31 protein-coding genes are annotated in these 26,326 nt (G+C 68.9%); 12 read left to right on the top strand and 19 right to left on the bottom strand.

Translation table 11 applies throughout. The features are described 5' to 3' along the window. Positions 1-25: 25 nt before the first annotated feature. Positions 26-1,102, bottom strand: a complete 1,077-nt coding sequence (locus tag ACFPZ3_RS02100) for an FAD-dependent monooxygenase (RefSeq protein WP_379512189.1) — start codon at positions 1,100-1,102, stop codon at positions 26-28. A gap of 108 nt (positions 1,103-1,210) precedes the next feature. Between ACFPZ3_RS02100 and ACFPZ3_RS02105 the strand changes: the two genes are divergently transcribed. Continuing rightward, positions 1,211-2,143: a TetR/AcrR family transcriptional regulator gene (locus ACFPZ3_RS02105; RefSeq protein WP_379512190.1), complete on the top strand. Its 933-nt coding sequence runs from the start codon at positions 1,211-1,213 to the stop codon at positions 2,141-2,143. Positions 2,144-2,284: 141 nt separating this feature from the next. Here ACFPZ3_RS02105 and ACFPZ3_RS02110 read toward each other — a convergent pair whose 3' ends face one another. Further along, positions 2,285-3,019 (bottom strand): alanyl-tRNA editing protein, encoded by a 735-nt coding sequence (locus ACFPZ3_RS02110; protein WP_379512191.1) that lies wholly within the window; start codon positions 3,017-3,019, stop codon positions 2,285-2,287. 27 nt (positions 3,020-3,046) lie between these two features. Here ACFPZ3_RS02110 and ACFPZ3_RS02115 point away from each other — a divergent pair, with 27 nt between their 5' ends. After that, the gene (locus tag ACFPZ3_RS02115) at positions 3,047-3,691 is read left to right on the top strand and encodes an SGNH/GDSL hydrolase family protein (protein ID WP_379512192.1); all 645 of its coding nucleotides are present in this window, start codon (positions 3,047-3,049) and stop codon (positions 3,689-3,691) included. 1 nt (position 3,692) lies between these two features. On the opposite strand, the gene ACFPZ3_RS02120 is transcribed toward ACFPZ3_RS02115, so the two are convergent. The 5 genes from ACFPZ3_RS02120 to ACFPZ3_RS02140 form a co-directional block, all read right to left on the bottom strand. After that, on the bottom strand, positions 3,693-4,058 hold the full coding sequence (locus ACFPZ3_RS02120; RefSeq protein ID WP_379512193.1) for a DUF2516 family protein: 366 nt from the start codon (positions 4,056-4,058) through the stop codon (positions 3,693-3,695). A 122-nt stretch (positions 4,059-4,180) separates the two neighbouring features. Next, positions 4,181-4,582 (bottom strand): Tim44 domain-containing protein, encoded by a 402-nt coding sequence (locus ACFPZ3_RS02125; RefSeq protein WP_379512194.1) that lies wholly within the window; start codon positions 4,580-4,582, stop codon positions 4,181-4,183. Between the two features lie 3 nt (positions 4,583-4,585). Beyond that, positions 4,586-5,077 (bottom strand): helix-turn-helix domain-containing protein, encoded by a 492-nt coding sequence (locus tag ACFPZ3_RS02130; protein WP_379512195.1) that lies wholly within the window; start codon positions 5,075-5,077, stop codon positions 4,586-4,588. Between the two features lie 60 nt (positions 5,078-5,137). After that, positions 5,138-6,043: a M56 family metallopeptidase gene (locus ACFPZ3_RS02135; protein WP_379512196.1), complete on the bottom strand. Its 906-nt coding sequence runs from the start codon at positions 6,041-6,043 to the stop codon at positions 5,138-5,140. Next, positions 6,040-6,396, bottom strand: coding sequence for a BlaI/MecI/CopY family transcriptional regulator (locus tag ACFPZ3_RS02140; protein WP_379512197.1), 357 nt, complete (start codon positions 6,394-6,396; stop codon positions 6,040-6,042). Before ACFPZ3_RS02140 ends, ACFPZ3_RS02135 begins: the two co-directional genes overlap by 4 nt. 244 nt (positions 6,397-6,640) lie before the next feature. Here ACFPZ3_RS02140 and ACFPZ3_RS02145 point away from each other — a divergent pair, with 244 nt between their 5' ends. Together ACFPZ3_RS02145 and ACFPZ3_RS02150 are read left to right on the top strand one after the other, a co-directional pair. Then, complete coding sequence (locus ACFPZ3_RS02145; protein ID WP_379512198.1) at positions 6,641-7,099, top strand: methyltransferase; 459 nt, start codon at positions 6,641-6,643, stop codon at positions 7,097-7,099. Next, positions 7,096-7,605, top strand: coding sequence for an O-acetyl-ADP-ribose deacetylase (locus ACFPZ3_RS02150; RefSeq protein ID WP_379512199.1), 510 nt, complete (start codon positions 7,096-7,098; stop codon positions 7,603-7,605). The genes ACFPZ3_RS02145 and ACFPZ3_RS02150 overlap by 4 nt, the downstream gene beginning before the upstream one ends. Here ACFPZ3_RS02150 and ACFPZ3_RS02155 read toward each other — a convergent pair. From ACFPZ3_RS02155 to ACFPZ3_RS02165, 3 genes are all read right to left on the bottom strand, one after another. Further along, positions 7,602-10,346 carry an AbfB domain-containing protein gene (locus ACFPZ3_RS02155; protein WP_379512200.1) on the bottom strand — a complete coding sequence of 915 codons (2,745 nt, stop codon included), beginning with the start codon at positions 10,344-10,346 and terminating at the stop codon, positions 7,602-7,604. The two genes, ACFPZ3_RS02150 and ACFPZ3_RS02155, sit on opposite strands and share 4 nt — an antisense overlap. 116 nt (positions 10,347-10,462) lie before the next feature. Further along, positions 10,463-11,254: a class I SAM-dependent methyltransferase gene (locus ACFPZ3_RS02160; protein ID WP_379512201.1), complete on the bottom strand. Its 792-nt coding sequence runs from the start codon at positions 11,252-11,254 to the stop codon at positions 10,463-10,465. A gap of 67 nt (positions 11,255-11,321) precedes the next feature. Further along, complete coding sequence (locus ACFPZ3_RS02165) at positions 11,322-12,065, bottom strand: SDR family NAD(P)-dependent oxidoreductase (RefSeq protein ID WP_379512202.1); 744 nt, start codon at positions 12,063-12,065, stop codon at positions 11,322-11,324. 102 nt (positions 12,066-12,167) lie between these two features. Here ACFPZ3_RS02165 and mshA point away from each other — a divergent pair, with 102 nt between their 5' ends. The 4 genes from mshA (at position 12,168) to ACFPZ3_RS02185 (ending at position 15,817) form a co-directional block, all read left to right on the top strand. Continuing rightward, positions 12,168-13,445: a D-inositol-3-phosphate glycosyltransferase gene (gene mshA, locus ACFPZ3_RS02170; RefSeq protein WP_417629152.1), complete on the top strand. Its 1,278-nt coding sequence runs from the start codon at positions 12,168-12,170 to the stop codon at positions 13,443-13,445. Between the two features lie 39 nt (positions 13,446-13,484). Continuing rightward, complete coding sequence (locus ACFPZ3_RS02175; RefSeq protein ID WP_379512203.1) at positions 13,485-13,964, top strand: type III secretion system chaperone family protein; 480 nt, start codon at positions 13,485-13,487, stop codon at positions 13,962-13,964. Positions 13,965-14,073: 109 nt separating this feature from the next. Further along, positions 14,074-15,030, top strand: a complete 957-nt coding sequence (locus tag ACFPZ3_RS02180; protein ID WP_379512204.1) for a hypothetical protein — start codon at positions 14,074-14,076, stop codon at positions 15,028-15,030. Between the two features lie 43 nt (positions 15,031-15,073). Continuing rightward, positions 15,074-15,817 carry a phosphoglyceromutase gene (locus ACFPZ3_RS02185; RefSeq protein ID WP_379512205.1) on the top strand — a complete coding sequence of 248 codons (744 nt, stop codon included), beginning with the start codon at positions 15,074-15,076 and terminating at the stop codon, positions 15,815-15,817. 21 nt (positions 15,818-15,838) lie between these two features. Here the strand turns inward: ACFPZ3_RS02185 and ACFPZ3_RS02190 are convergent, their stop codons facing one another. Continuing rightward, the gene (locus ACFPZ3_RS02190; RefSeq protein WP_379512206.1) at positions 15,839-16,366 is read right to left on the bottom strand and encodes a MarR family winged helix-turn-helix transcriptional regulator; all 528 of its coding nucleotides are present in this window, start codon (positions 16,364-16,366) and stop codon (positions 15,839-15,841) included. Between the two features lie 112 nt (positions 16,367-16,478). Here ACFPZ3_RS02190 and ACFPZ3_RS02195 point away from each other — a divergent pair, with 112 nt between their 5' ends. Beyond that, complete coding sequence (locus ACFPZ3_RS02195; protein ID WP_379512207.1) at positions 16,479-17,471, top strand: NADP-dependent oxidoreductase; 993 nt, start codon at positions 16,479-16,481, stop codon at positions 17,469-17,471. Between the two features lie 11 nt (positions 17,472-17,482). On the opposite strand, the gene ACFPZ3_RS02200 is transcribed toward ACFPZ3_RS02195, so the two are convergent. The 3 genes from ACFPZ3_RS02200 to ACFPZ3_RS02210 form a co-directional block, all read right to left on the bottom strand. Then, the gene (locus tag ACFPZ3_RS02200; protein ID WP_379512208.1) at positions 17,483-18,313 is read right to left on the bottom strand and encodes a hypothetical protein; all 831 of its coding nucleotides are present in this window, start codon (positions 18,311-18,313) and stop codon (positions 17,483-17,485) included. 463 nt (positions 18,314-18,776) lie between these two features. Further along, the gene (locus ACFPZ3_RS02205; protein WP_379512209.1) at positions 18,777-19,361 is read right to left on the bottom strand and encodes a GrpB family protein; all 585 of its coding nucleotides are present in this window, start codon (positions 19,359-19,361) and stop codon (positions 18,777-18,779) included. 72 nt (positions 19,362-19,433) lie between these two features. Further along, positions 19,434-20,042 (bottom strand): TetR/AcrR family transcriptional regulator, encoded by a 609-nt coding sequence (locus tag ACFPZ3_RS02210; RefSeq protein WP_379512210.1) that lies wholly within the window; start codon positions 20,040-20,042, stop codon positions 19,434-19,436. Between the two features lie 88 nt (positions 20,043-20,130). Between ACFPZ3_RS02210 and ACFPZ3_RS02215 the strand changes: the two genes are divergently transcribed. After that, positions 20,131-21,084: a TIGR03564 family F420-dependent LLM class oxidoreductase gene (locus ACFPZ3_RS02215; RefSeq protein WP_379512211.1), complete on the top strand. Its 954-nt coding sequence runs from the start codon at positions 20,131-20,133 to the stop codon at positions 21,082-21,084. A 151-nt stretch (positions 21,085-21,235) separates the two neighbouring features. Here ACFPZ3_RS02215 and ACFPZ3_RS02220 read toward each other — a convergent pair whose 3' ends face one another. Then, positions 21,236-21,514, bottom strand: a complete 279-nt coding sequence (locus tag ACFPZ3_RS02220) for a hypothetical protein (RefSeq protein WP_379512212.1) — start codon at positions 21,512-21,514, stop codon at positions 21,236-21,238. 300 nt (positions 21,515-21,814) lie between these two features. After that, positions 21,815-22,525: a hypothetical protein gene (locus tag ACFPZ3_RS02225; protein ID WP_379512213.1), complete on the bottom strand. Its 711-nt coding sequence runs from the start codon at positions 22,523-22,525 to the stop codon at positions 21,815-21,817. Between the two features lie 320 nt (positions 22,526-22,845). On the opposite strand from ACFPZ3_RS02225, the gene ACFPZ3_RS02230 reads away from it, so the two are divergent. Beyond that, positions 22,846-23,421, top strand: coding sequence for a dihydrofolate reductase family protein (locus ACFPZ3_RS02230; RefSeq protein WP_379512214.1), 576 nt, complete (start codon positions 22,846-22,848; stop codon positions 23,419-23,421). Positions 23,422-24,035: 614 nt separating this feature from the next. Further along, positions 24,036-24,164 carry a hypothetical protein gene (locus ACFPZ3_RS02235; RefSeq protein ID WP_379512215.1) on the top strand — a complete coding sequence of 43 codons (129 nt, stop codon included), beginning with the start codon at positions 24,036-24,038 and terminating at the stop codon, positions 24,162-24,164. A 32-nt stretch (positions 24,165-24,196) separates the two neighbouring features. Here ACFPZ3_RS02235 and ACFPZ3_RS02240 read toward each other — a convergent pair whose 3' ends face one another. The 3 genes from ACFPZ3_RS02240 to ACFPZ3_RS02250 form a co-directional block, all read right to left on the bottom strand. Then, a complete protein-coding gene (locus ACFPZ3_RS02240; RefSeq protein WP_379512216.1) occupies positions 24,197-24,736 on the bottom strand; it encodes a hypothetical protein in 540 nt (179 codons plus the stop codon). 307 nt (positions 24,737-25,043) lie between these two features. Then, a complete protein-coding gene (locus tag ACFPZ3_RS02245; protein ID WP_379512217.1) occupies positions 25,044-25,280 on the bottom strand; it encodes a DUF397 domain-containing protein in 237 nt (78 codons plus the stop codon). Continuing rightward, complete coding sequence (locus tag ACFPZ3_RS02250; RefSeq protein WP_379512218.1) at positions 25,267-26,088, bottom strand: helix-turn-helix domain-containing protein; 822 nt, start codon at positions 26,086-26,088, stop codon at positions 25,267-25,269. The genes ACFPZ3_RS02245 and ACFPZ3_RS02250 overlap by 14 nt, the downstream gene beginning before the upstream one ends. Positions 26,089-26,326 lie beyond the last annotated feature (238 nt).

Below are 26,326 nucleotides of genomic sequence, written 5' to 3' on the forward strand. Positions count from 1 at the left end.
GGCACATCGTATCGGTTCGTCACCATCAATCCAGAGAGATGCCGTTCGCCGCCCGCCGCACGCTCTCCGGGGCGGGGCCCTGGCCGGGGTTCTCGTGGGCGAGCGCCTGGTTGACCTCGACGAACGGGCGCATGCGCTGCTCGTACCGGTCGAAGGCCTTCTCGGGGTCCCTGCCGAGCTCCTCCGCCAGCACGTACGCCCCCACGATCGCCAGGCTCGTGCCCTGCCCCGACAGCGGCGAGGCGCAGTAGCCCGCGTCGCCCACCAGCGCGACGCGGCCCTTCGTCCAGTGCTCCATCTTCACCTGGGCCATGGAGTCGAAGTAGAAGTCGTCGGCCTTCCACATGGCCTCCATCAGCCTGGGCCCCTCGTAGACCGCGGAGCAGTGCTCCTGGATGAGCCGCTTCTGCTGGTCGATGTCGCGGTAGTCGTAGTCGATCGCGTCGGACCTGAAGCCGATGTTGACCCGCATCTCGCTCGTGTCGCGGTCGCTGAACACCGCGCCGCCCGCGTCGCCCTCGTTGAACCAGGTCTGCCAGTGGTCCAGGCCGAGGAAGTTGCCGGCGGTGTAGATGGAGACGTACGTGCCGAGGTGGTGCAGGAACCGCTCCTCAGGGCCGAAGGCCAGCCTGCGCACGTTGGAGTGCAGGCCGTCGGCGCCGATGACGTAGTCGTAGCGGTACCGCCGCCCGCTCTCGAAGCTCACCTCGCCGTCCTGCGTGAGGGTGGCGATCGAGTCGTCGTAGAGGTATTCGGCGTCGGTGGCCGCGATGAGGATGGCGTTGAGGTCGTCGCGCATGATCTCGACGTCGGGGCTGTCGAACCGGCCGCCGCTGATCGTCGCCTCCTCGTCGCGCATCACCTCGTTGCCCGCGGTGTCCACCATGGACATGCCGCGCATGGTCGTGCGCAGCTCTCTGATCCGCTCCAGCACGCCCATCCGGTCCGCGACGGTCAGCGCCGCGCCCCTGAGGTCGAGCGCCTGCCCGCCCTTGCGCGGGGCCGGGGCCCGCTCGACGACCGTCACGTCGTGCCCGTGCCGCCGCAGCCAGTGGGCGAGGACGGGACCGCCGACGCTCGCGCCGGAGACGAGGATCTTCATGAGGTGCTCCCTGTGATGTTGACGTTGTACGCAGATCTGAATGTACGTAGTACATACAGCAGGTGGCAAGGGTATAGTGGAAAGATCTGTACTAGTACAGGAGGCTCGATGACCACCCCGCCCCACGCCCGCATCGCCGCCGACATCAAGCAGCGCGTCGCCGCCGGCAAGCTCCGTCCAGGAGAACGGGTGCCCTCGACCAGGCAACTCGCCAGAGACTGGGGCGTCGCCCTGGCCACCGCCGCCAAGGCGCTCACGCTGCTGGCGCGGGAGGGCGTCGTGGTCGCCGAGCCGCGCGTCGGCACGGTCGTGGCCGAGCCCCGTCTGGGGACGGTCGTGACCGAGCGGCGCGGCACGAAGGCCGTGACCTCCGAGCACGACCTGACGCGTGATCGCATCGTGCGGGCGGCCATCGAGATCGCCGACGCCGAAGGGTTGTCCGAGGTGACCATGCGCGGGGTCGCGGGGCGGCTCGGCGTGGCCACCATGTCGCTCTACCGGCACGTGGGGAGCAAGGACGACCTGGTCCTGCTGATGGTGGACGCGGTGATCGCGGAGTTCGCGCTGCCCGAGGAGGAGCCCTGCGACGGGTGGCGGGCCCGGCTGGAGACGGTCGCGCGGCTGCAGTGGGCCGGCTACCGCGCCCATCCGTGGATGGCCGGGGTCACCTCACTGACCAGGCCGCTGCCCTCGCCCAGCCTGCTGCGGCACACGGAGTGGGTCATGCGGGCGTTCGAGGAGACCGCGCTCGACGCCACCACCAAGATGTACGTCCACGTCCTGATCTACAGCTTCGTGCAGGGGATCGCGGCCAACATCGAGCTGGAGCAGCGGGCCCAGGCCGCCACCGGGGTCACGGCCGACGAGTGGATGGACTCGCAGGAAGAGCAGCTGCGGTGGATCGCGGTGTCGCGGCAGTACCCCGCCTTCACCCGGCTTCTGGCGGAGCTGGGGGATTTCGATCTGAATCTTGATCGGTTGCTGGAATTCGGGCTGAAGCCGCTCCTCGACGGGCTCAGTACGCTGATCGAGCCCCACTGACCTCGCGATCGGTCAATCGTGGGCTCGCGTAACGGCGGGCCACCGGTGAAGGGTCAGAGGCCGTTTCCTGGAGAGCCGTCAGCCGGAGTGCGGCGGGTGGGAGGCCACGGCAGCGCGTGACAGATGGGTGTAGGTATGGGATCAGTCGGAGATCTGGATGCGGAGGCGGCGGAAACCGCGGCCCTTGCTCTCGATCTTGGCCACCTTGATGTGCCCGATCTGCTTGGTGGAGGCCACGTGCGTCCCGCCGTCCGCCTGGGTGTCGAGGCCGACGATGTCGACGATGCGCACGTCCTGGACGGTCTCCGGCACCAGGTTCGTGGCGGTGCGGATGATGTCGGGGATGGCGAACGCCTCCGTCCGGGGCAGCACCCGCACGTCGATGCGCCGGTCGGCCACGATCTCGCCGTTGCAGGCGGCCTCGACGGCGTCCTTGAACCCCGCGGGCACCTCGGGCAGGTTGAAGTCCATGCGGGCACTGAGCTCGTCCATGTTCCCGCCGGTGACCAGGCAGCCGTAGTCCCTGAACACCACGCCGCACAACACGTGCAGCCCCGAGTGCGTACGCATGAGGGCAGAGCGCCGGGCGTCGGCCACCGCCCCCTCGACCACGGTCCCCACCGGCGGGATCGGGTCGCCCTCGGCGGGGATCAGGTAGAGATCGTCACCCTTGCGCACCCCCGCGATGCGCGTCTCCACGCCCTGCCAGATCAGAACTCCGTGATCCGCCGGCTGACCGCCCCCGCCTGGATAGAATGCCGACCTGCTCAGCACGATCCCCTCAGGCGAAGCGTCGAGCACGACGGCTTCGAAGTCGCGCAGGTTCTGGTCGGACAATTCCAGGCGCTGCGTGCGCCCGTGGAGGTCTTCGGTCATATCGGCAGCCTAGTGCTCGAGGTGGTCATGCGTGGCCTGACGCCAATCGCCCTGCTCGTCGCGCTCCTGGCCGTGCCGGCCTGCGGCGGAGGTGCCCTGCCGCGCACGGTCGCCGCCAAGGTGCCGGCGCCGGCGCGGGTGATGATGTTCGTGGGTGACAGCTTCACCGTGGGGTCGGGCCCGGTGCCGACCTGGCGGACCTACGCCTCGGAGACCGCTCGCATGCTGGGCTGGCAGCCGATCATCGCGGGCGCGGGCGGCACCGGCTTCTGCAACCAGGGACGGGCGGGGCGTACGTTCCAGCGTTCGTTCGAGGAGGAGCTCGCGTGGCGTCCGGCCCCTGACCTGCTGGTCATCTCGGGCGGCCACAACGACCGCCGCTGGAGCCCCGACCACGTGCGCCGGGCCGCGGCGAGCCTGCTGGCCGAGGTGCGCACCCGCTGGCCGCGCACGAAGACCGTCATGGTCGGCCCCATCTGGCTGGAGGACCCGCCACGCAGGGCGTACGCGGTGCGCGACGCCCTGCGGGAGGCGGCCAGGGCCGCAGGTGTGCGCTTCCTCGATCCCATGCTCAGGCGCTGGCCCGCGGAGGCGATCCTGCCCGACGGCGTGCATCCCACGCTCATCGGCCACGAGAGCATCGCCGCGTGGCTCTCGGCCGAGCTGGCGTGATCTACCAGGGACCGTAGGGGCCGCTGCCGCCCCGGCCGCCCATGCCCTTGACGGCGGGCTTGACGTCGACGATGTAGATCGTGGCCGCGATGACCGCCGCGATCGAGAACAGGCCGAGCCCGATGCCGAGGAAGGCGGCGCCGCCGATGCGCATGAAGGCGTCGAAGTAGGACAGGGCGCCCGCGGCCGAGAACAGCGTGGCCAGGCCGAGGATCAGCAGCCACAGGTTCTTCTTCAGCTTGCCCGCTGAGATGAAGGCGTTCGGCTGCACCCGCAGCGCGTGCACGAACGCGTAGACCGACATGCCCAGGATGGCCACGGCGAGCACCAGGAAAAGGAGGTTGAAGACCCCGTAGATCATAGTCATGTGTTCGTCTCCGCCCAACGCCGCGATGAAATCGGCTTCAGCCTAATAGGCGCCCCCGACGCGCGGGCACCCCTGAACGGAAAGGCCCGCCTCCCTGACGGGAGACGGGGCCCTGGAATGGGTCAGGCCTTGGTGGTGCGGGTCTTCTTGACCGGCTCGGCGACGGGCGGCTCGGCGGCCTCCGACACCTCTTCGAGCTCCAGGGCGGCCTCGCCGGTCGTCTTGCTGACGACCTTGCGGCCGCGCGTGGCGAAGTCCTCGTAGACCTCGGTGGCCTTGTGGCCGAGCAGGTCGGCGTACTCCCGGGCCTTCTCGGGGAACTCCCTGGCGAAGCCCTCGGCCTTGTCGGCGTATTCGCGGGCCTTCTCCGGCAGGTCCTTGCCCAGCTCGCCGCGGCGCGACTGCAGGCGCTGGAGCTGCTCGGGCAGCTCACGCAGCTTCTCGACCGCGTAGTCGCCGACACCGGCGACGGCGTAGAACGGCTTGGACTCGGTGAGCTTCTTGACCTCGGTGGAGAGCGTCATGGGTTAACCTTCCTTGGTTTCCTGGGTGACATTGCCGTTGGGCGGGGTCGCCGCGAAGGGCTCAAGCGCGGCGAGAAACTCCTCGGGCAGCGGCTCGTCGTCCGATTCGGAGTCGTGCCGGGGACTGGCATTCTGGGAGGTCTGCTCGTCCTCGGCCTGCTTCTCCTTGCGGAACGACTCATAGATGTCGATCAGCACCTGGCGCTGACGTTCGCTGAGAAGCGTGTCGGCCCTGATCGCGGAGATCACGTCGCTGGGCGGCTCGCGGTCCTCGATGAGGCCCGCCTGCACGTAGAGCGCCTGCGAGGAGATGCGCAGACCCTTGGCGATCTGGTTGAGAATCTCCGCGCTCGGCTTGCGCAACCCGCGCTCGATCTGGCTCAGGTAGGGGTTGGAGACCCCCGCCTGCTCGGCGAGCTGGCGCAGCGAGATCTTCGCCTGCTGCCGCTGCTCGCGGATGTATTCACCGATCGAGCCGACCTTGGGTAGTGCCATGCCCACAGTCTGCCTCGCCGTGCTTGCAATTGCAAACGCGGCGATTAACTCCAGCAAGCGTTAGAGCTGGAAAACCCACAGGAGCGGGGCACTGGTGAGCAATGTCACAGAGAGCGCGATGAAGCCGTAGCGGACCGACGTGGTCAGCTCGGGACCCGGCTTGATCAGGCGATCCACCCTGGCCATGACGTTGTGGACGTGCACGCCCAGCATGCCGTTGGGCGTCGGCATGGCCCCGGCCGTGCCGAACCTGAGCAGCGCCGTGGCCAGCCTGCGCGGCGAGCAGTAGCGGCGGGCCCGGTCGTCGGCGGCCATCTCGATCAGCAGCTCCACCTGGGCCTGCGCGTCGGCCACCACCTTGGACCAGGGCAGCGCCCTGCGCAGCGCGGCGAACGGCAGCAGCACCAGGTCGTGCCGCTCGCGCACGTGCGCGGCCTCGTGCGCGAGCACGGCGGCCAGCTCGCCCTCCGACAGCAGCTTGAGCGCGCCCTCGCTGACCACGACCTGCGAGCGCAGGCCGGGGATGCAGTAGGCGGCGGCGCCGGGATGGTCGAGCACCCGCACGCCCGGCACGCCCGGGTCGTCGCGGGAGATCAGCGCGAGCAACATGCGGTGCCTGCGGCGGGCCCGCAACGCCTGCACACCCGCGGTGAGCAGCACCACGACCAGCACGGCCAGCGCGGTCAGCCCGGAGATCAGGGCGAGCACGTGCAGCGGGTCCCACGCCTGCGCCGGAGTCTCGCCGTGCGCGAACGCGATCAACCCGGGCAGCGGCCCCACGCCGTAGGGCTGGACGGCGTAGGCGAGCATGGCGCCCGTGGTGGCCAGCCCCCAGGACACGCCGAGGGACTGCCAGAGAATGATGGCCAGCCGCGGAGCGCGCGAGGTCCACCGGGCCGTGGTGAAACGCCAGGAGCCGACGGCGCACGCCATGGCGAGCGCTGCCAGCACCGCTGCCGTGATCACTCGTCCTCCAGCTCCGTCAAAGCTCTGCGCAGGATCTCCGCCTCCGTGCCCGACACAGCTTGGGCGAAGCGGGTCAGGGCGGCCGAGCGGTCGCCCGTCAGGTCCAAGGCCTCCAGCATAATCTCCGCGATGTACGCGTCGCGGCTTTCCGCCGGTTGGTACCTCCAGGCACGGCCGTCGCGGGTGCGCTCGAGGAAGCCCTTGCGGGTGAGACGGTCGAGAACGGTCATGACCGTGGTGGGGGCGAGGTCGCGGTCGGCTATCAGCCGCCCGACCTCGCGGGCGGTCAGCGCGTTGCTCTCCGCCCAGAGGATGTCCATGATGCTGCGCTCAAGCTCGCCAAGACCCTTCACGCCCTTCAGACTAGCTCTACAACGTGTCGAGCTGGCATTTGGGTGCGCTGACTCTCTACGGTTGTCAAGGTGTCACGATTCGTGCACGGGAGGGGAGCCGCGTGGTCGACGACTCGCTCCAGCGCGCCGTCCTGGCCAAGCTCACCGGCGCCTGGATCACCCAGGCCGTGGCCGCCATGGCCGAGCTCGGCGTGGCCGACCGGCTGCACGAGCGGCGGCTGACCTGCGAGGAGCTGGCGCCGCCGTGCTCTCCCGCGTCGAGGGCCTGCGCGGCACGTTGTTCGACGGCCAGGGGGCCGTGGAGCGCGCCCGTACGACGATGCGGGAGGCCGGCAGGTGCACGTTCGAGGCGGGCGACTTCTTCGAGTGGGTTCCCGCGGGCGGCGACGTCTACCTGCTGTCGCGGGTCCTGCACGACTGGGACGACGAGGCGGCCGCGCGGGTGCTGGCCAACTGCCGCGCCGCCGCCGCCGGCGACGACGGCCGCCTGCTGGTGATCGAGCGGCTCGTCCCCGACGCGCTGGCCGTCGCCTTCGACGTGCACATGCTGGTCGTCAACGGCGCGGGCAGGGAGCGCACGCGTGCGGAGTACGCGCGGTTGCTGGGGGAGGCCGGGTTCGAGCTGACGGACGTACGCGGCCTTGCGCTGGGCGTGAACATGCTCGTCGCGGACGCCCGCCCGCTGACACCCTCGTTGCCATGAACGTCACGCTGGTCCAGGGCGACATCACCGAGCAGGAGGTGGACGCCGTGGTCAACGCCGCCAACTCCTCGCTCATGGGCGGCGGAGGCGTCGACGGCGCCATCCACCGCCGCGGCGGGCCCGAGATCCTGGCGGAGTGCAGGCGACTGCGTGCCTCCCACTACGGCAAGGGCCTGCCGACCGGCCAGGCGGTGGCCACGACGGCCGGTCGGCTGCCCGCCCGCTGGGTCATCCACACGGTCGGGCCTGTCTACTCCAGGTCGGAGGATCGCTCCGAGTCGCTGGCCTCCTGCTATCGGGAGTCCCTGCGCGTGGCCGACACGCTGAAGGCCAGGTCGGTGGCCTTGCCCGCGATCTCGACCGGCATCTACGGCTGGCCCATGGACGACGCGGCCAGGATCGCCCTCGAGGCGGTGCGGCAGGCCGGCACCGCCGTCGAGGACGTCCGGTTCGTGCTGTTCGACGCTGCCGCGTACGCCGTGTTCGAGGCGCGGCTGCCGGGTTAGGGCGCCCAGGGCGGCGCGACGGCCCAGGTCACGTCCTGGTCATAACCGGCAGAGGCGTCGAAGGCGTGCGTGCCGCCTGGCGTGGCGATGTAGACGGCCTCGGCGTAGTGGCGGACGGCGTGGTTGGAGATGTTGTACGACGCCAGCGTGACCCCCGGGCCCCCGGACCTGGGCGGCTGGGCGCAGAACGTGGCGTCCTGGTCGAACAGCGCCGTCCCGTCACGCGCGTCCTTGCGCAGCCGGAAGTCGGCATGGCGCAGGTAGTGACCGGCGAAGTCGCGCGACTCGAAGGAGTAGCAGGTCCCGTCCGCCAGCCCCCGCCGCACGTAGAACGTGGCGTCCGCCTTGAGCACGGCGGCACTGGCCGCGGTCACCACGTCGGTGCGGGCGAGCGAGTCCTGGTGCCGCAGATACCGGTCGGTGAAGCCGGGCGTGGTCACGCGCAGCGACTGGGCCGCCCCCACGGTCAGGTCGGCGCCACTGCGCCACCACGGCGTCGCGGGCAGCCAGGTGACGTCGGCGGCGAACGACGTGGCGGTGTCCCAGGCGTTGGGTCCGCCGCTGCGGGCCACGTAGACGGCGTCGTTGTAGTGGCGCAGGAAGTGGCCGGACAGGTTGAGCGACTCCAGCGACACACCGGTGCCCGCCTGCGCGGCGCGGGCGCAGAACGTGGCGTCCTGGTCGAACAGGGCCGAGCCGTCGCGGGCGTCCTTGCGCACCCGGAAGTTCGAGTGGCGCAGGTACTGGCCGGGGTTGTTGCGGGACTCGAAGGAGAAGCAGGTGGTGTTGGCCAGGCCGGAGCGGACCCAGAACGTGGCGTCCAGCTTGAGGCCGTCCGCGCTGGAGGCGTTGACCACGTCGGTGCGGGCCAGGCTGTCCTGGTGGCGCAGGAATCGGTCGGTGTGTCCGGAGGTGGTGACGCGGAGCGAGGTGAGGCTGCCCGCCGCCAGGCCGGTGGCGGACTGGATCACGGAGCGGTTGACGGTTCGCACGCGGTCGGCGTTGACCTTGAGCACCCGGCGGTCATACGTCCATAGGCCGTTGACCTCGTTCTCGACGTCCGTGGGCTGGGTGTAGATGGAGGCGGACAGGCCGTTGTTCACGATCAGCGGCTTGAGCTGCTCGTTGATCGAGACGTAGCGGTTGGTCAGCGCCGTGGTGTCGGCGGTCATCTCGTACGCGAAGCCGTTGCCGGGCCACTGGTGCCCCGGGCTGAGCAGGCCGAGGCCGCCGAACTCGCCGAGCACGGCCACCCTGCTCGCGCTGGGCCGCTGCGGGGTGCCCGGGCCGACGTAGATGTGGTCGTCGGCCACGTCGCCGTTGCCGCCGTCGAAGCCGCAGCAGTTGGAGCCGGAGTTGTTGTTCACCAGGCGGCTCGGGTCCCAGCTCTTGACCAGGTCGGCGATGCGCGCGGGGTCGTACTCGCCCCATCCCTCGTTGAACGGGACCCACTGCACGATCGAGGTGATTCCGCGCAGGTGGTCCACCACGCGGCGCAACTCGCTCTCGAAGTTGGCGCGGTCGGCGGTGGAGGGGCTCGCGCCGGTGCGCATCGAGGGCATGTCCTGCCAGACCAGCAGGCCGAGGCGGTCGGCCCAGTAGTACCAGCGGGCGGGCTCGATCTTGACGTGCTTGCGCACGGTGTTGAAGCCGAGGGCCTTCTGCTGCTCCAGGTCGAAGCGCAGGGCCGCGTCGGTGGGGGCGGTGGAGATGCCGTCGGGCCAGTAGCCCTGGTCAAGGGTGCCGAGCTGGTAGAGGAACCGGCCGTTCAGCGTGGGCCGCAGCACGCCGCCGACGACGGCCTTCCCCACCGACCTCATCCCGAAATATCCGGATACGGCGTCGCCGCCGCCGGTGCCGGTCAGCGTGACCCTGAGGTCGTACAGGAAGGGGTCGTCAGGTGTCCACAACCGGGCGTTCGGCACCGGCACGCGCAGGTGCGCCCCGATCGCGCCGGTCGCCGTGCCGACCACGGTCCCGCCCGTCATGACCTCGGCCCGCACCTGCTGCCCTGAGGCCCCGGCCGCCTGCACGACGAGGTCGAGCTGCCCGGCGGCCACGTCGGGCGTGGTGTCCAGGCGGGTGACGCTCGCGGCGTTGACCGGCTCCATCCACACCGTCTGCCAGATGCCGGAGCTGGCGGTGTAGAAGATGCCGCCGGGGGAGCGGCGCTGCTTGCCGATGGGCGCTCCCGCGGCGTCCACGGGGGCGTACACGCCGACGATGAGCTCGTTCGAGCCGGAGCGCAGGGCTCCGGTGATGTCCAGGCTGAACGGGTCGTAGCCGCCGGTGTGGGTGCCGACCGAGGTGCCGTTCACCCACACCCGGGTCTCCCAACTGACCGCGCCGAAGTTGAGCCGCACCCGGCGGCCCGACCAGGTGCTCGGGACGGTGAAGGTCCTGCGGTACCACATGCGGTCCTCGTGCCGCTGGATCCGCGACAGTCCCGATTCGATCGGGTACGGCACCAGCACCTGCTCCGCGAGGTTCTGCCCCGTCGGCGGGGTGGTGATGGAACCGGTCCCGGCGAACTGCCACAGGCCGTTGAGGTTCTGCCATTCCGCGCGGACGAGCTGGGGCCGCGGATAGTCAGGCAACGCGTTGTCCGGCGTCACCTCGGCGGTCCATGGGGTGGTGAGCGGGGGCGCGGCCAGCGCCTCCTGCACGGGTAAGGCGACGACTGCTCCCGAGAGGACCAGCACCGCGGTGAGGCGGCTGGCCCAGCCTGAGAATCTGCTCATCTCGGCTCCTTGACGAGGACCGGTTCTGACTCCCCCCGACAGCTTGCGACCGAACTTGAACGAGTTAGATCGCACCGTGACCATATACCGGAGATCACGTGTGCGAAATAGACCATTTACCGCGGATCTACGGCCACCCACGGCAGCGTCAGCTCTCCGAGCCGCCACCGCGCGGGACCACCCAGCGGCGGCCGTCCCGGCACCGGCCAGGACCTGGACAGAGTGTCGACGGCGGCCAGCCACCGCTGCCGCCGCCCATGGGCCCCGTAGGGTGCGTTGACCGCCCAGGCGCGGTCAAAGTCGCTCAGAAACGCATGAATTCGCTCGCCCGGCACGTTCCGGTGGATGAGCGTCTTCGGCAACCGGTCGGCGAGGTCGGAAGGGCGCTCGAAGGCGTCGAAACGGGCCGAGAACGTGATCGTCTCGGGCCCGTCCGGCGAAAGCCCTGCCCAGATCGCTCGCCGCCCGTTCTCGGACGAGGTGCCCTCGACCAGGACACCGCCGGGCGCCAGCCTCTTCGCGAGCAGGTCCCAGTAGCGCCACGCGTCGTCCTCCCCGTACTGCCGTAGCACGTTGAAGGCCCGCACCAGCGTCGGCGGGCGCGGGACGGGCAGCTCGAAGCCGCCCAGCCGGAAGCTCAGCCCCTCCTGCTCGTACGGCTTCGCCACCGCCACCCTGGCCGGGTCGATCTCGATCCCCACCACCTCCACGTCAGGGGCCACCCGGCGCAACCGGGTGAACAACTCCAGCGTCGTGGTGTGGGAGGCGCCGTAGCCGAGGTCCACCACGAGCGGCCGAACGGCCGAGCGCAGCAGCGGGCCGTGCACGGCGGCGATCCAGCGGTCGCAGCGCCGCAGCCGGTTGTGCCCGGTCGTCCCCCGCGTGACCGCCCCGACCGGCTTAGCCACTGACGCTCCCGGCCGGCTCAGCCATGGACGCTCCAGGCCGGCTCAGTCACGCACGCTCCCGGCCGGCTCAGTCACGGACGCGGTGCACCTTGTGCTGGGCGGCCTGGGCGCGGGGGCGGATGACCATGCGGTCGACGTTCACGTGGGCGGGCCTGGTCACGCACCAGGCGATCGCGTCGGCCACGTCGTCGGAGGTCAGGGGGCCAGGCACGCCCTCGTACACGCGGGCCGCGGCCGCCTCGTCGCCCCCGAACCGGGTCAGCGCGAAGCCCTCGCTCTGCACCATGCCGGGCGCGATCTCCACGATCCGCACCGGCTGCCCGACCAGTTCGAGGCGCAGCGTCTCGGCCATCGAGCGCTGGGCGTGCTTGGCCGCCACATAGCCGCCACCACCCTCGTACGCGCCCAGACCGGCCGTCGAGGTGAGCATCACCAGCACACCGTCGCCCGACTCGACGAGTTTGGGGAGCAATGCCTGGGTCATCCGAAGAGAACCGAGCACATTCACGTCGTACATCCGCTGCCAGTCATCCAGCTGCCCGTCCGCCACCGAATCCAGACCGTACGCGCCTCCGGCGTTGTTGACCAGCACGTCGCAGCGCTCCAGTGAGGCGGCCAGCGCCCGCACCGACTCCTGTGAGGTCACATCCAACGTCGCCGGCCTGATCGAGGGCGTCTCCGCGGCCAGCTTGTCCAGCCGGTCCCTGCGTCGCGCGCCCGCCACGACCTCGTACCCCTCGGCGGCGAGCCGACGCGCGGTCGCCTCACCGATGCCACTGCTCGCACCCGTCACCACAGCCGTTTTCCGCATGGCCCCCATCCTAGAGACGCCGTCTTGTACCCCAGTTGTGACCGTCTGTCGGGAATGTCAAAAAATTCACGATGGTTGTAAACCGCTTGGAGGTGGTGTCGAGTGAGGCGACGACGGGTCAACCGGGTCGCGACCATCAGCATGCACACATCGCCACTGGACCAGCCCGGTACGGGCGACGCCGGCGGCATGAATGTGTACATCGTCGAGTCCGCCAAGCGGCTGGCCCAACTCGGTGTGGAAGTGGAGATCTTCACCCGGGCCACAGCCCGCGACCTGCCCCCCGTGACCGAACTCGCCCCGGGGGTCCTCGTCCGGCACCTCACCGCGGGTCCGTACGAGGAGCTGGACCGCGGCGACCTGCCCGGCCAGCTCTGCGCGTTCCTGTCCGAGGTGCTGCGCACGGAGGCCATGTACGACCCGGGCCGCTACGACGTCATCCACTCCCACTACTGGCTGTCCGGCCAGGTCGGCTGGCTGGCCAAGGAACGCTGGGGCGTGCCCCTCGTCCACACCATGCACACCATGGCCAAGGTCAAGAATCTGCTGCTCGCCCAGGGCGACAGGCCCGAGCCCAAGGCCCGCGTGCTCGGGGAGCAGCAGGTCGTCGAGATCGCCGACCGCCTCGTCGCCAACACGGCGGACGAGGCCCACGAGCTCATCGAGCTGTACGGCGCCGCCCGCCAACGCGTCGCCGTCGTGAATCCGGGTGTCAACCTCACCGTCTTCCAGCCCGCTTCACAGGGCGCCGCCCGCCGCCGCCTCGGTCTCCCGCAGGACGCCCACGTGCTGCTGTTCGTCGGCCGCATCCAGCCGCTCAAGGCCCCGGACGTGCTGCTGCGGGCCGCCTCCAGAATGCTCATCGACGACCCGTCCCTGCGCTCCCGCCTCGTGGTCGCCTGCGTGGGCGGCCCGTCGGGCAACGGCCTGGCCCGCCCTTCCCTGCTGACCGACCTGGCCGCCGAACTGGGCATCGCGGACGTCGTCCGCCTCGTGCCGCCCGCCCCCCAGGAGGAACTCGCCGACTGGTACCGCGCCGCCTCCGTCACCGTCGTCCCCTCCTACAGCGAGTCGTTCGGCCTGGTGGCGCTGGAGTCACAGGCCTGCGGCACCCCGGTGGCCGCCGCCGCGGTCGGGGGCCTGCGCACCGCCGTACGCGACGGGGTCTCGGGCCTCCTCGTCGACGGCCACGACCCCGCCGCGTGGGCACAGGCACTGCGCCGCTTCGTCACCGAACCCCACTGGCGCGACGAACTCTCGTCGGGCGCGCGGGCGCACGCCGCCGCGTTCGGCTGGCAGGCCACGGCCTCACACCTCCGGGAGGTGTACGCCGCCGCCCTCGCGAACCTCCACAAGGTCCCCGTACCGGTGAATTTCTGACCCGTACTTTGTTCTGGCGGGCCTTCTATGCTGGTCGGCATGCGCGATGTCGTCGAAGCAGCGCTCAAGGCCGCGGACGTCTCCTATGACGAGCCGCGGCCGGGGGCGTTCCTGGTCAAACTGCCCGGACAGCACAAGCTCGCCACCATGACCTGGCTGATCGTCGGGGAGCGGGTGCTGCACATCGAGGCGTTCTTCTGCCGCCAGCCCGACGAGAACCACACGGAGTTCTACCGCTGGCTGCTGGGCAAGAACGGCGCGATGTACGGGGTGCACTTCTCGCTCGACCCCGTCGGGGACGTCTATCTGGTGGGGCGGATGCCGCTGGCGGCGGTCACGGAACCGGAGATCGACCGGCTGCTGGGGTGCGTGCTGACGTACTCGGACGAATGGTTCGACCGGGCCCTGGAACTGGGCTTCGCCTCCTCCATCAGGCGCGAGTGGGAGTGGCGCGCGAAGCGCGGCGAATCCCTGGCCAACCTCCAGGCCTTCGCCCGCTTCGCCGACCCGGACCGGTGACCGCGTGGGCTTACGCGGGATCGCCGCCGCGGCTCTGACCCTGACATCTCTCACTTCCTCGTGCACCGTCGGGGACCCCAGCCCGCCGCCTCTCCCGGAGCGGCCCGACGTGCCCGAGTACGAGGATGCGACGGGCATCTGGCGCGAAGCCCTCATCAAGCTGCCCGTACGGCTCAAGGGCAGGCCGGCCATGGAGCCGGTGGCCATGGCGAGCACGAACGAGGCCGTGATGATCACTGATCGGCACGCGCGGCCCACCTTCCACTCCTACGACCTGCGCACCCGTCGATCACGCGCTCTCGGCACGGCGCCGAAGTGGGCGCAGTGCAATGACTGCTTCGAGATCAAGAGCGTGGCCGTGAGCCGGACCCGCATCGTGTGGACCGCGGCGATCTACCGCTCAGAACCGTGGAACGCGGGTCATCGGCACGTGGAGTTGTGGACCATGCCGCGCGCGGGCGGCGCGATGAGGCTCGTGACCTGGCTGACCGGGCACGGAGACGTCCCCTTCGAGGATGAGTTGTCCCTGTCCGGCGACGACGCCCTCTGGCGCGGACGTGAGCATGCCTATCGTGTGCCGCTGGGAGGAGGCCCCGCCCAGGCGCTCCCACAGGTCGCGCCGCCACCGGCGGCCCTGCGGGATCTGGACGGGACGCGGTGCGGGCGTGAATGGTGCGCCGGCCTGCTGCCGCCTCGTCTTCACGAGCTGACCAAGGTCGTCGTGGTACGCAGGGACGGGACGGGACGCAGGGAAGTCGTGGCGTCGGACGGATGGCCCCTGATGAACGATCGCTTCGGCCTGTTCGCGGCCCCGGACGTGAATGATCACAGCGAGAGGTCCTACACGGCGGCGCATCCTCTCCCACAACCCCTTCTGTACGACCGATGCACCGGCAAATCAGGGCGGGTCGGTGGGCTGCCGAAGGGAAGCGCCACTTACCAGGTGCTCAGGGGAGGTCAGAGCGCCACCAGCCCAGAGGAGCCGCTTCTGTACTGGAAGTCGCGCGACGGCAGATCCTGGACAGTCCTGGACCTGTCCCGCATTCCAGACTCGGCATGCACCTGACCGGGCCGGTCTTCGACTCCCACCCAAACCATAGGATTGCCGCATGGCGACTTTGGTGCTGCTAAGGCACGGCGAGAGTGACTGGAACGCGAAGGGCCTGTTCACCGGATGGGTGGACGTGAGCCTCTCGGCCAAGGGCGAGGACGAGGCCCGCCGCGGCGGCAAGCTCCTCCAGGAAACCGGACTGCGCCCCGACGTCGTCCACACCAGCCTTCTGACCAGGGCCATCCAGACGGCCCAGCTGGCGCTGGCCGAGGCGGACCTGCTCTGGCTCCCGGTGAAGCGCAGCTGGCGGCTCAACGAGCGCCACTACGGCGCCCTGCAGGGCAAGAACAAGGCCCAGACCAGGGACGAGTTCGGCGACGAGCAGTTCATGCTCTGGCGCCGCTCCTACGACGTCCCCCCGCCCCCCATCGCCGACGACGACGAATACTCCCAGGCCGGCGACCCCCGCTACGCCCTCCTCCCCTCGGAGCTCATGCCCCGCACGGAGTGCCTGAAGGACGTGGTCGACCGTATGCTCCCCTACTGGTACGACGAGATCGTCCCCGACCTCGCCGCCGGCCGCACGGTCCTGGTGGCCGCCCACGGCAACTCCCTGCGCGCCCTCGTCAAGCACCTCGACGGCGTCAGCGACGAGGAGATCGCCGGCCTGAACATCCCGACGGGCATCCCCCTGCTGTACGAACTCGACGCGGACTACAACCCCACGGTCCGCGGCGGCCGATACCTGGACCCGGACGCCGCCAAGTCCGCCATCGAAGCCGTCGCCAACCAGGGCCGCTGACGCGGCACGCCGGCCCCCACCTCAGTCCTGCGTCGCGGCAGGGGAGGTGGGGCGGCGTTTGCGGGGCGCGGCGGAGCGGGGTGGCTGGGCGCGCATGTGGTCGCGTACCCGGGTCATGATGTCGCCGAGATGGCGTACGTCGTCGTCGCTCAGGGGATCGAACAGCAGCCGCCGGGAGAGCTCGACGTGGCCGGGCAGGACGCGTTCGACCAGGGCCCGGCCCTTGCCGGTGATGGTGACCTGGGTGGCGCGCTCGTCCTCGGGAGTGGGGCCGCGGGCGATGAGACCGGCCTTCTCCAGCAGACCGGCCTGGTAGGTCAGGCCGCTGCGGCTGTAGACGACGCCGTCGGCCAGTTGCGTCATGGTCAGGGGGCCGGGCGCGTTCGTGAGGCTGGCGAGGAGCTGGAACTGCACGTAGCTGATGTCGCCGTCGGCGCGTAGCTGCTGTTCCACCTGATGTTCGAGCAGGCTGACGGCCTCTCTGAGCACGAAGTAAGCCCCGAGTTGCCGGGGATCGAGCGGCTGGACGCCGGCGTGCGTGTCGGTCACCTCTTCACCGTACCTGTTTCGAATTCTCACCATTGAGGTGTTGCTTTGAAGTTGAAGCAGGTTATAGTTCTCCCATGCTTCAACTTCGAAGCATTGAGTGGAGGAGAGAACCATGAAGGCAGTGCGTTACCACGCCTACGGTGACAGCGACGTCCTGGTCCACGAGGACGCCGACCGTCCGGTGGCGGGGGCGGGGCAGGTGGTGGTGAAGGTGGCCGGCACCTCGTTCAACCCGGTGGACGTCGCGATCCGCGCCGGGTTTCTGCGGCAGGTGTTCCCGCTGGCCTTCCCGCATGTGCCGAACTTCGACCTGGCCGGTGTCATCACCGAGGTCGGCGAGGGGGTGACCGGCTGGAAGAGCGGGGACGCGGTGGTGGCGTTCCTGCCGATGACCGCGCCCGGCGCGGCCGCCGAATACGTCGCCGCCCCCGCCGACACACTGGCCGCCGCCCCCCGCACCGGCGACCTGGCCGACTCCGCGCCCGGCACCGGCGACCTGACGAACGCCGCGCCCCGTATCGGCGACCTGGCCGATGCCGCGGCGCTGCCCGCGGCCGGACTGACGGCCTGGCAGTCGTTGTTCGACCACGCCGGGCTTCAGCCGGGCCAGACGATTCTGATCAACGGAGCGGGCGGCGCTGTCGGCGGCTACGCCGTCCAGCTCGCCAAGCAGGCCGGCGCCATCGTCACGGCCACCGCGGGCGCGCGCAGTGCCGACCGGATCCGCCGGTACGGAGCCGACCGGATCATCGACTACACCGCCACGTCCGTCACCCAGGCCGCGGGCGGGCGCTTCGACGTCGTGCTCAACCTGGTGACCACCTCACCGGAGGAGACCGCCTCCCTGGTCGGCCTGGTCACCGACGGTGGAGCCTTCGTCAGCACCACCACTCCGGGTCCTGAGGACGCGGGGCGCGGGGTGCGTACGGTCCGGGTGTTCCTCCGCAGCGACGCCACCCAGCTCGCCGAGCTCGTCACCCGCGTCGACTCCGGCGAACTGCGGATCGACGTCGCCGACCGCCGCCCCCTGGCAGACCTCCGCGCCATCCACGACCAGGCCGCCGCCGGACGGCTGGCCGGCAAGACCATCCTGATCCCCGCCTGAGCCCATCACCCCTACACCATCGACTCCCGAGGCCGTCGTACGAGCAGCACGCTCGCACCCACCAGCGCCGCTACCGAACAGGCCAGGATCGTACGGACCGCCGGCACGTACCAGACAGGCCCTTCAACGACCACCCGATGCACGAACTCGTCGGAGTCACCGATGGCGAAGGGCGTGTAAGAGACCGCGAACGCCATGAGGACGAGGTACAACAAGCCCCAGACGACCACCGCGGCCTGCGTCCCGGGCGTGCCGCCCTGGCTCCGCACCCTGCGTGCCAGCACGGTCATGACCACGACGGCGACGGCGAACAGCACGGCGTAGGCCCGAACGCCACCCGCCGCGGCGTCGAGGAAGGTATCGCCGACGAGCGGATCGCCGACGTTGTCGCCCCCCTTGAGCCGGGCTTCCTCGTACGCGATGCGCCGAGCGTCTCCGATGCCCACGACGCCGAGCAGGATGACGACCGGCCCGGCCCAGACCGAGGCGGTGACCAGCGCGGCAGGCGCCCGGCCGTCGGCGCGTACCGTTCCGGCCGGCTCGGCCACCAAGCGCACCAGTCCCACCAGCAGCGGCACCACGAAGAAAGGGCCGACGATGAGCGGCAGCAGCACCGAGTCCGTGACCACACCGGCCAAGACGATCACCGGCATGACGTAGGGAAGGACGACGACCAGCACGCCTTTCGACCCGCCCCGCCGTGCCGCCACCCTGGCGAGCGCCGCGAGTGCTGCGGCGACCACCGCCGCGAAGATCACCGCGATGAGGGACGGCTCCGGCACGTAGAAGTCCAACACATACTCCGCCACCAGGTACCACGCGTAGGACACCGCCTCGAGCACCGCGACACCGATGGCGCTCGTCCCGATGGCCCGCCGGGCGACGTCGCCGCGCCGAACAGTGAGAAGCCGATCAGCAAGCCGCCGAGCACGGTCGCCAGCAACGTGCCCAGCGGCTTGCCCCGACTGACCAGCACGGTGGCGGCCGCCATCAACGCCGCCGCGGCACCGCAGGACAGAGCGCCGACGAACACCAGCGCCGAGGACGGACCACCGGCCGTGAACAGCGCGGTCTTGAGAACCGGGATCACGGTGAACAAGCTCTTCAGCACCGCTGCCGGGGCCATCTCATCAAGGTCGTACCGGGTCGGCTGCGACAGTACGGCGAGATCGAGTCCGGCGATCAGGACGCAGCATATGGCTACAGACCCGAACAGGACGGTTGCCACCGCACGATTTCTCATGGCCGGTTAGACGCCGTCAGACGTTGCCCCGGTTCTGATGGCTTGTCGGCATTCGTATCGATTCAGACAACACGGCTCGGAGTCGGCCGCCAGCCGGTCTCGGCCGCCCAGCGTTCGGCCGCCGTCATCAGAACCACCGTGGCCGGGGCCTTGATCTGCCCGTAGTCGAGCAGATCCGGCACGCTGAGGGACAGGCGCTTCTTGAACGCCCCCCACGCCAGGCGAGCGTCTTCATCGGCGCGCAGGTAATCGCGGAACAGCAGGGCGAAGCGGACGTTCGGCCCGCCCACCTCCCGCAGATGGACGTTGCTCCGCCGAGCACCGGCCGGCGGTGCGAACACCAGCTTGCGGCACTCCTGCCCGCCCGAGACCTCAGCACGGTTCCAGGCTTCCGGCCGGCACCGGAACCCCATCGCGGCGAGCAGCGAGATGTGCCGGTCCTCGTCGATCGCGTCGACGAGAACCTGCATGTCCACACAGTCCTTGGCGGCCAGCCCCGGCACCGCCGTGGATCCGACGTGGTCGATCGCCCGGGCATGATCACCCATCGCGCTGCGCAGCTTCCCGGCCAACCGCTCGAAATCCACCGCCCACTGCGGCTGATAGTCCACCACGGCAACAGCGGCCAACTCATCGGGGAAAGGCATCCCCCCAGTCTGGGCCTTCGCGCATCACATGGATCACGACCGGACTGTGGGTCCCTGCGGAAGAGCTGCGCCTTATTTCGGCGGCTCATGATGGCCGGGGTAGGGGAGGCCGGTGTTGATCAGGGCGAGGAGGCGGTCGAGGAGGCCGGTGTCGGCGGGGGTCTGCTCGCTCGCCCAGGCGATGGCGTTGGTGAGCATGAGGAGGTCAGCTATGTCGAGCTGCGCGGGGGCGTTGCCGTGTTGCCGGGCGCGGCCGAGCAGGGCGGTTCCGGTGGCGTGGATCGCCTGGTGGCAGGCGGCCAGGGTGGTGCTGGTCTCCGGGGTGGGCTGGGCGATCATCTGGGTGGCGACCAGGCCCCGCATGGCGGTCGCGTGGCGGGCGACGGCGCCCAGCCAGGTGCGCAGTGCCTCGTCGGGAGACGGATGTTCCAGCAGGTCACGGCCTTGGGCGCAGAGGGCTTCGACGTCGCCGCCGATGATCGCGACCAGGAGGGCCTGGAGATTGGGGAAGTGGCGGTAGAGCGTGCCGGGTCCGACGCCCGCCCGTTGGGCGATCTGGTTGAGCGAGGCGTGGGGGCCTTGTTCGGTGAACACGGCCCGTGCGGTCTGGAGGAGCCGCTCACGGTTGTCGCGGGCGTCGGCGCGCTGTGGGCGGCGATCGTCTCCGGGACTGCTGTTCATGGGTGCCTCCGTGTTGCTAAGCGGAGAAGTTCTCCGTACTCTAGCCGAACCTAAGCGGAGAAGCTCTCCGCAGGTGAGGAGCGGCAGGATGAGAATCGGACTGGCAGTTGGCGATCTGCGGGGACCGGCGACGGCTGAGGAGCTCGCCCGGCAGGTTCGCAGTGCCGCCGAACGCGGGTTGAGCAGCGTGTGGGCATCTCAGGCGTTCGGCTGGGACGCCCTGACCGCCTTGGCGGTGGCTGGCGTCCAGGTGCCGCAGATCGAGCTGGGGACGGCGGTCGTGCCCGTTCCGCAGCGCCACCCCCTCGTCCTGGCCGGCCAGGCGCTGAGCGTCCAGGCGGCCACGGGCAACCGTCTCACCCTGGGCATCGGGGCGGGGATCTCGATGATGGTCACCGACATGTACGGCCTGCCCGCCGACCGCCCCGCCGCCCGGATGCGTGAATACCTGTCGATCCTGCGTCCGCTGCTGCGGGGCGAGGCGGTCTCCCACCAAGGCGAGACCCTGACGGCCGTGGGCCAGGTGGGCGTGGCGACTGCGACGCCGCCGCCGGTGCTGCTGGCCGCCCTGGCTCCCGCGATGCTGCGCCTGGCCGGAGAGCTCGCCGACGGGACCGTCACCTGGATGACCGGCCCCCGGACCCTGGCCGACCACATCGTGCCCTCGATCACCAAGGCCGCCGAGGCCGCGGGCCGCCCGTCGCCGCGCCTGGTCGCCGGGCTGCTGGTCAGCGTGACCGACGACGAACACGGTGTACGCGGACGGATCGCCGAACAGTTCGGCCTGGCCGGCCAGGTCCCTGAGTATCGGGCGGTCCTGGACCGGGAACGCGCCGCCGGCCCCCAGGATGTCGTCATCGCCGGGGACGAAACCCAGGTCGAACGCCAACTGCGACGGCTTCGGGACGCAGGCGTGACCGACTTCTTCGCCGCCCCCTTCGGCAGCCCGGCTGAGCAGGACCGCACTATCGAAGTGATCGCGGCCCTGGCGCGAACCACGCGGTCGCGTCACGGACGACGGGGGACGTATGGGGCACGCTGAGCCACCAGAGCGGACCGGCTCGGAGGCGGGCTTGAGCTGAGCGAAGGTCCCCCTCCGCCCAGCTCGTTAACCGGTCTGTCCGCAGTAGATGTTAGGCCACGACCAGAGCCCGCTCAGAGCTTCACCGAATCCAGAACCGCTATGCGCCCTTTTAATCCTTGGTTGGCGGCCAGCTTTCCCACTGGGGAGGCGTGTTGCCGGGATCCGCGAATCGCTTCGCCTTGTCCACACAATCCGGGCAGACCGGCTCATCGACGGATCTGGCCACGGCATCGGGCTTGGCCGGACGAAGAGACCCAAAGAAAGTGATCCCCGGCGGAAAGCCGGTTTCTGGATCGATCAGGAAGGTCATGACCTCTTTCGGGTCGAAGCTGAAGGTGCGCTTACACGCGAAACACCGGCCTGTCGTCGTGCCCTGCTCCTCTGGCATGAGCCCTCCCTGTCGGCACCATATAACCTGCGGGCTCGCAGAAGCGGCATACCCGTACCCACACCGCCATCCCGACATGGCCGGCCGCGACTCCTCTCACACACAACCCCAGAGCACTCCCGCGTCAGCCGAGGTCAGCCCGGCCTTCCATCCGCCGACTGGGATCGCCAGGATGATCAAGCACATGCGCATGCGATGCACTGGGGGGCCTAGCGATTGCGGTCCTCTCGGAGGCGCTGATCAGGAGCCAGTTGCGGCGCGGCTCGGTCCGTCACGGCCGAACCGAGCCCGCGATCCGGATCAGAGGCAGCGCTCGCGGCCCGCGGCCGGTACGGGGCGTTCTGCGACCGGCTCGGGCACGAAGTCCCGTGCGTAGGCCTGCCTTTTGATGTGCTTTCCTGCTGTCGCCCAGATCTCGGCCGCCCGGTAATCGGCCCACCTGATGACACCCGTCTTCAGATTGACGACGTAGAACTCCTCCCAGTCGCACGGTCCAGGCGGATAGCCGTGGTCGGGCCAGGTCCGGCTCCGCTCGGCGCGGAGCAGCACGCTGTCGCGGCCCAGGGGACGAACGGCATTGACGGTCTCCAGGTCGTACGGCAGCGCGAGATCGGTGAACGTCGCCCGGTGGCCGGGGGGCCGGAGATCCACTCTCTTCAGCTGGTAACGCAGGTTTTCCACATCACCCAGCCGGACAACGCTAACCGCCTCGTCGCCAAGCACCACGGGATGCGTGCCGTCCTCGGCATCACCTTCATGGTGGACCACCGCGAACGGAGACTTCCAATTCTCGCGGACCCGTAGTTCCTCGCCGCCCAACACGGTGACACGGCCACCGTCCGCGCGCGCCTCCAGAAGGTCACGGTCGAACTCGGCGTCGACCCGCAGACGCGCCTTCGACGACAGGTCGATCAGTTCGCTCCCGTGGCCGGCGTTCCACACGTGCAGCAGCTCGCCGTCCCCGTGGAAGGCGAGTTCGACGTTCCACGAGTCGTCGCCGGGCCGGTACACCCCGGTGGAGACCCGCGTGCTCTTCCCATCGGCGAGGTCTCTGACAACCAGGACACGGTCCGAACGCCGGAGATAGGCAAGGCGCCGCCTGCCGCAACGGCCGCCTCGAACACCTACGCGGCTCTGCGCTGGGCTTCCGTGACCTCGCCAACTCCATCGCAAGATCACTACTCGAGGCCGGCGGGTTCACACATTCAGATCGGATGAGCCCGGAAAGTTTTGAAAGAAGTCCGGGAGGCGTGTCGGATCGGGGCGGGGGTGTTCGTAGCAGGGGTGAGGCCGCCACAAGGCGCGCGACCAACGTCCCGCAAGGAGACACCATGACTGCCACCTACACCTTCGACATCTTCTCCACGCTCGACGGCTTCGCCAACCACGACGGCGACTGGGGCGGCTACTGGGGCAAGCAGGGCCCCGAATTCCTCGCCTATCGCGCCGCCGCCTACCGCGACCCGCTGCGCATGGTGCTCGGGGCCAAGACCTACTCCTCGAACGCGCCGTTCCTTGACGCGGGCTTCGACCGCAGCCTGTTCGACGGGTGGATCACGCGCATGTTCGACTCCCCGGTCACGGTGCTCTCCAGCCGGCTGACCGAGCCGCTCGCGTGGCCGGACACGACCATCGAGCCTGGCGATCCCGTCGAGGTGGTCACGCGCCTCAAGGCCGAATCCGATGTGCCGCTGCGCTCCCACGGCAGCCTGACGCTCAACCGGGCGCTGCTGAACGCCGGCCTGATCGACGCCATCGAGGTGACGGTCTTCCCAGTGATCTCCGGGACGACGGGCGTGGACCGGATCTTCGACGGTGCGGACGACTTCGACCTCGAACTGCTGGAGGCCCGGACCTTCGACGGCCACACGCAGGTGCTGACTTATCGGCCGACCCGACACAGCTGATCGACGACAGGGCGGCGTTGAGCCATGCCGGGATCGTCATCCTCGCCGGCGGACTCGGATCCCGGTTACACCCTCGATCATGAAGAGCCAGGAATGCGCATGCCTCAGAATGCGGCACGTACGACGCGTCAACGACGACCACGAGACGGTCCCGTCCTGCGGCGACATGGCCCGTTCAGCGCGATAAGTCTGGGCTGCCTCTGGAGCTTGACGTTGGTGGCTGATTACTGACTGATATTTCTGAGAGACAGCATGAGAAAGGGCTGGACCTCACATGCTTGAGACCGGGCAGCGCCTGTGGATAACGCCCTCGTCGCGGGCGTGCACGCCCATGGCAAGAACGCCGGCGGCGGGGATCGACGATTCTCCAGCAGGGAGCGCCGCTCGGACGGAGGCTTCGCGCGGTCCCACCTCGCGCGAGGTCGCCGCTTTCCGGACCACGGCCAGCCGCTTGGATACAGGCCGCCACCGCATCCCACAATCCGGTTAGGGCCGTGACATCGGCCTGCGCCCTACCAATCGTCGCAGGGGCTTACCCGCCTCCCTCACCTCGCGCTGAACCGCCCCACCGGCGTCCGCTCCCGCTCCGCCCACGCCGTCTCACAGTTCCACGCATGCCGGTCGATCTCGAACCGGCGCTCGGCAGCGACCGCGTGCAACAGAACATTGCCTGGCCGTATGGCAGATGTGCTTTGCAGATCAGCGGGCCGCTCGCGTCCGTCACGGTCTGGAAGAGGAGCTGATGGCCGTTCGGCGCGGCGGGCAGTGATCCGTTCTACTTCAGCCACGTAACTTCAGACAGGGTTGCCGTAAAAGTCGCGTTATTCCAAATATTTACGGCATGCGGCGCAACGGCGTTCAGATTGACAACTATATGGGCGTCCCTAAGCTGCCTCGTAAAGCTGCCTTCGCTGGAGGGCGGGCCGCACAAATCCGGTTTTGCCAGCTCCTCGATACACACGTCAACCAGGGAGGCGCCGCCTTCTGCTGTGTAAGAACTAAAGTAGACTTGGCGGACGGTGACGCGGTTGCCCCTTTGCAGATCTCTCACGATGGCTTCCGCTGAAATTATCTTATAGCCGGAAGGCAAGGTTCTTGGGAGTGCGAGTGGGACGCCTGGATTCTTTTGAAGCTCGGTGAGTAGTCCGGCCTTGGTAAAACGATTGTCGTCGTCGCTACTGCATCCTGAGGCCAGAAGTGCGGCGAGCAGAAACAGTGAACCGGTTGATCTGTAGGGCGCAATTCTGATTCCGCGAAGTCCTTCTCGTGCCTGCTTCTTCTTCGCGTCTTTGGAGCTTCTCTTATTTCGATGCACAGTCGAAGCCTCAGCTTATTTTCGCCCTTCGCAAACGCGTATCCACGCGCTGCGGAATCCCCGAGCTTTAACGTCTTACCTTCGCTCGAATGCGTGTATGAAGGACGGTAAACCATCGGCTAGGCCATCGCAAGACTAGCTCGATCTCAGCACTCGTACGACTTCACCTCGCCGTGCCCTGTATGGACCGACGCGATTCTCTTTCACGTGGAGAGATGGGCCGGGCGTACGACCGTCAGGCGTGTCACCGGCAGAAGATGAAGGCCCTCCGTGCTCTGGAGGGCCTGGGGGCTAGGTTGCGTGCGGATCAGAAGTCGAATTCGCCGTTCTTGGCGCCGGCCACAAAGGCGCGAAAGACACCACCCCGTATCACCCACGGGGTCAGGTCGGGGCGCTCGGTGTCCCGAATGCCGACGTGGTCCCCGCTCAGGGGCGCTACCTCGATGCAGTCTCCGCCGTTGGCGCCGCTGAAGGACGCTTTGCGCCAGGCCGCCGTCTCCAACTCGGTGACCAGGTCGGGAGGGAGCTCGTCATGAACCTTCATACATCACCATCTTCTCGCGTATCGCGTCTGCGGTCTCATTGACCGGTCGGGCATATGACCGGATGGCGTCGAATCTGAGACTAACCGTGCGTACGCGGTCCTCGCGATCGGTGACTTCGCCGTCCGCTGCCGAGTCCAGATAGACGGTGTCCGGTCCTTGCGGTTGCTGGGCGATCACGAAGCCGCCCAGTAGTCCAATCGTGGGTACGACGGCCATGGGCACGATCTGCAGCGTGATGCAGGGGTGGGCCAGCAGCTTGGAGAGGTGGCCGAGTTGTTCGCGCATCACTTCCGCTCCGCCGATGGGACGCTGCAGGACACCTTCATCGATGACGGCCGCGTACATCGGTGGCTCGGGCCGGTCGAAGACGACCTGCCGCGCGAGCCGGGCCTCGGCCGCTTCATCAACCCGTTCCTGGCTGATGCCCGGCTGTCCCCGCAGGATCGCGCGGGCGTAGTCGCGCGTCTGAAGCAGTCCGGGAACGACCAGCGGTTGCCATGTACGCAGGTTGTGCGCGACGGCCTCGATCTTGGGCCACTGCTGGAACCAGGTCGGTCCCGACTTGATCACCAGCGGCAGTAGACGCAGTAGCTCGCCGTTGAGACGGAGCAGCCTCTCCGCCTGTTCGGTGAAGTCCCACTGCGGGGTGCGCTTGGCGTTCTCAATCTGGCTGACCAGGCTCTTGCTGACATGGGTGTAGTCGGCGATCGCCTTTTGGGTAACGCCCCTTTCCTCTCTCAACCTGCGCAATTCGGCCCCGAAGAGAGCAAGTGGGCTCGTCGCTGGGTCGAGTTCACTTGTGGCCATCCACGCACCACCCTCGAGTTCACAAGTTCACACACACGGGTGAACAGGATCCGTGAAGTAAGTGTGTTACCGGTCAACTACTAAAAGTAGCGGGTGGCGTCCATTCTGGGGGAGTCCTCAGACGAGCAGGCGAGCTTGGAGTTCACAACAGATGCCGATCTTGTGGACTCGTGCGCCCGATCCCCTTAGACGGTGGTGATACTTGTGCCAACGGAAACCACGTCAGCGCCAGTGAAAC

This window comes from Nonomuraea insulae (genome assembly GCF_042656245.1).

What these genes read in the sequence shown, in the direction of transcription:
- ACFPZ3_RS02100 (WP_379512189.1), bottom strand. Translation starts at nt 1,102, where the DNA reads ATGAAGATCCTCGTCTCCGGCGCGAGCGTCGGCGGTCCCGTCCTCGCC.
- ACFPZ3_RS02105 (WP_379512190.1), top strand. Translation starts at nt 1,211, where the DNA reads ATGACCACCCCGCCCCACGCCCGCATCGCCGCCGACATCAAGCAGCGC.
- ACFPZ3_RS02110 (WP_379512191.1), bottom strand. Translation starts at nt 3,019, where the DNA reads ATGACCGAAGACCTCCACGGGCGCACGCAGCGCCTGGAATTGTCCGAC.
- ACFPZ3_RS02115 (WP_379512192.1), top strand. Translation starts at nt 3,047, where the DNA reads ATGCGTGGCCTGACGCCAATCGCCCTGCTCGTCGCGCTCCTGGCCGTG.
- ACFPZ3_RS02120 (WP_379512193.1), bottom strand. Translation starts at nt 4,058, where the DNA reads ATGACTATGATCTACGGGGTCTTCAACCTCCTTTTCCTGGTGCTCGCC.
- ACFPZ3_RS02125 (WP_379512194.1), bottom strand. Translation starts at nt 4,582, where the DNA reads ATGACGCTCTCCACCGAGGTCAAGAAGCTCACCGAGTCCAAGCCGTTC.
- ACFPZ3_RS02130 (WP_379512195.1), bottom strand. Translation starts at nt 5,077, where the DNA reads ATGGCACTACCCAAGGTCGGCTCGATCGGTGAATACATCCGCGAGCAG.
- ACFPZ3_RS02150 (WP_379512199.1), top strand. Translation starts at nt 7,096, where the DNA reads ATGAACGTCACGCTGGTCCAGGGCGACATCACCGAGCAGGAGGTGGAC.
- ACFPZ3_RS02155 (WP_379512200.1), bottom strand. Translation starts at nt 10,346, where the DNA reads ATGAGCAGATTCTCAGGCTGGGCCAGCCGCCTCACCGCGGTGCTGGTC.
- ACFPZ3_RS02165 (WP_379512202.1), bottom strand. Translation starts at nt 12,065, where the DNA reads ATGCGGAAAACGGCTGTGGTGACGGGTGCGAGCAGTGGCATCGGTGAG.
- ACFPZ3_RS02175 (WP_379512203.1), top strand. Translation starts at nt 13,485, where the DNA reads ATGCGCGATGTCGTCGAAGCAGCGCTCAAGGCCGCGGACGTCTCCTAT.
- ACFPZ3_RS02185 (WP_379512205.1), top strand. Translation starts at nt 15,074, where the DNA reads ATGGCGACTTTGGTGCTGCTAAGGCACGGCGAGAGTGACTGGAACGCG.
- ACFPZ3_RS02195 (WP_379512207.1), top strand. Translation starts at nt 16,479, where the DNA reads ATGAAGGCAGTGCGTTACCACGCCTACGGTGACAGCGACGTCCTGGTC.
- ACFPZ3_RS02205 (WP_379512209.1), bottom strand. Translation starts at nt 19,361, where the DNA reads ATGCCTTTCCCCGATGAGTTGGCCGCTGTTGCCGTGGTGGACTATCAG.
- ACFPZ3_RS02210 (WP_379512210.1), bottom strand. Translation starts at nt 20,042, where the DNA reads ATGAACAGCAGTCCCGGAGACGATCGCCGCCCACAGCGCGCCGACGCC.
- ACFPZ3_RS02215 (WP_379512211.1), top strand. Translation starts at nt 20,131, where the DNA reads ATGAGAATCGGACTGGCAGTTGGCGATCTGCGGGGACCGGCGACGGCT.
- ACFPZ3_RS02220 (WP_379512212.1), bottom strand. Translation starts at nt 21,514, where the DNA reads ATGCCAGAGGAGCAGGGCACGACGACAGGCCGGTGTTTCGCGTGTAAG.
- ACFPZ3_RS02230 (WP_379512214.1), top strand. Translation starts at nt 22,846, where the DNA reads ATGACTGCCACCTACACCTTCGACATCTTCTCCACGCTCGACGGCTTC.
- ACFPZ3_RS02235 (WP_379512215.1), top strand. Translation starts at nt 24,036, where the DNA reads ATGCCGGTCGATCTCGAACCGGCGCTCGGCAGCGACCGCGTGCAACAG.
- ACFPZ3_RS02245 (WP_379512217.1), bottom strand. Translation starts at nt 25,280, where the DNA reads ATGAAGGTTCATGACGAGCTCCCTCCCGACCTGGTCACCGAGTTGGAG.
- ACFPZ3_RS02250 (WP_379512218.1), bottom strand. Translation starts at nt 26,088, where the DNA reads ATGGCCACAAGTGAACTCGACCCAGCGACGAGCCCACTTGCTCTCTTC.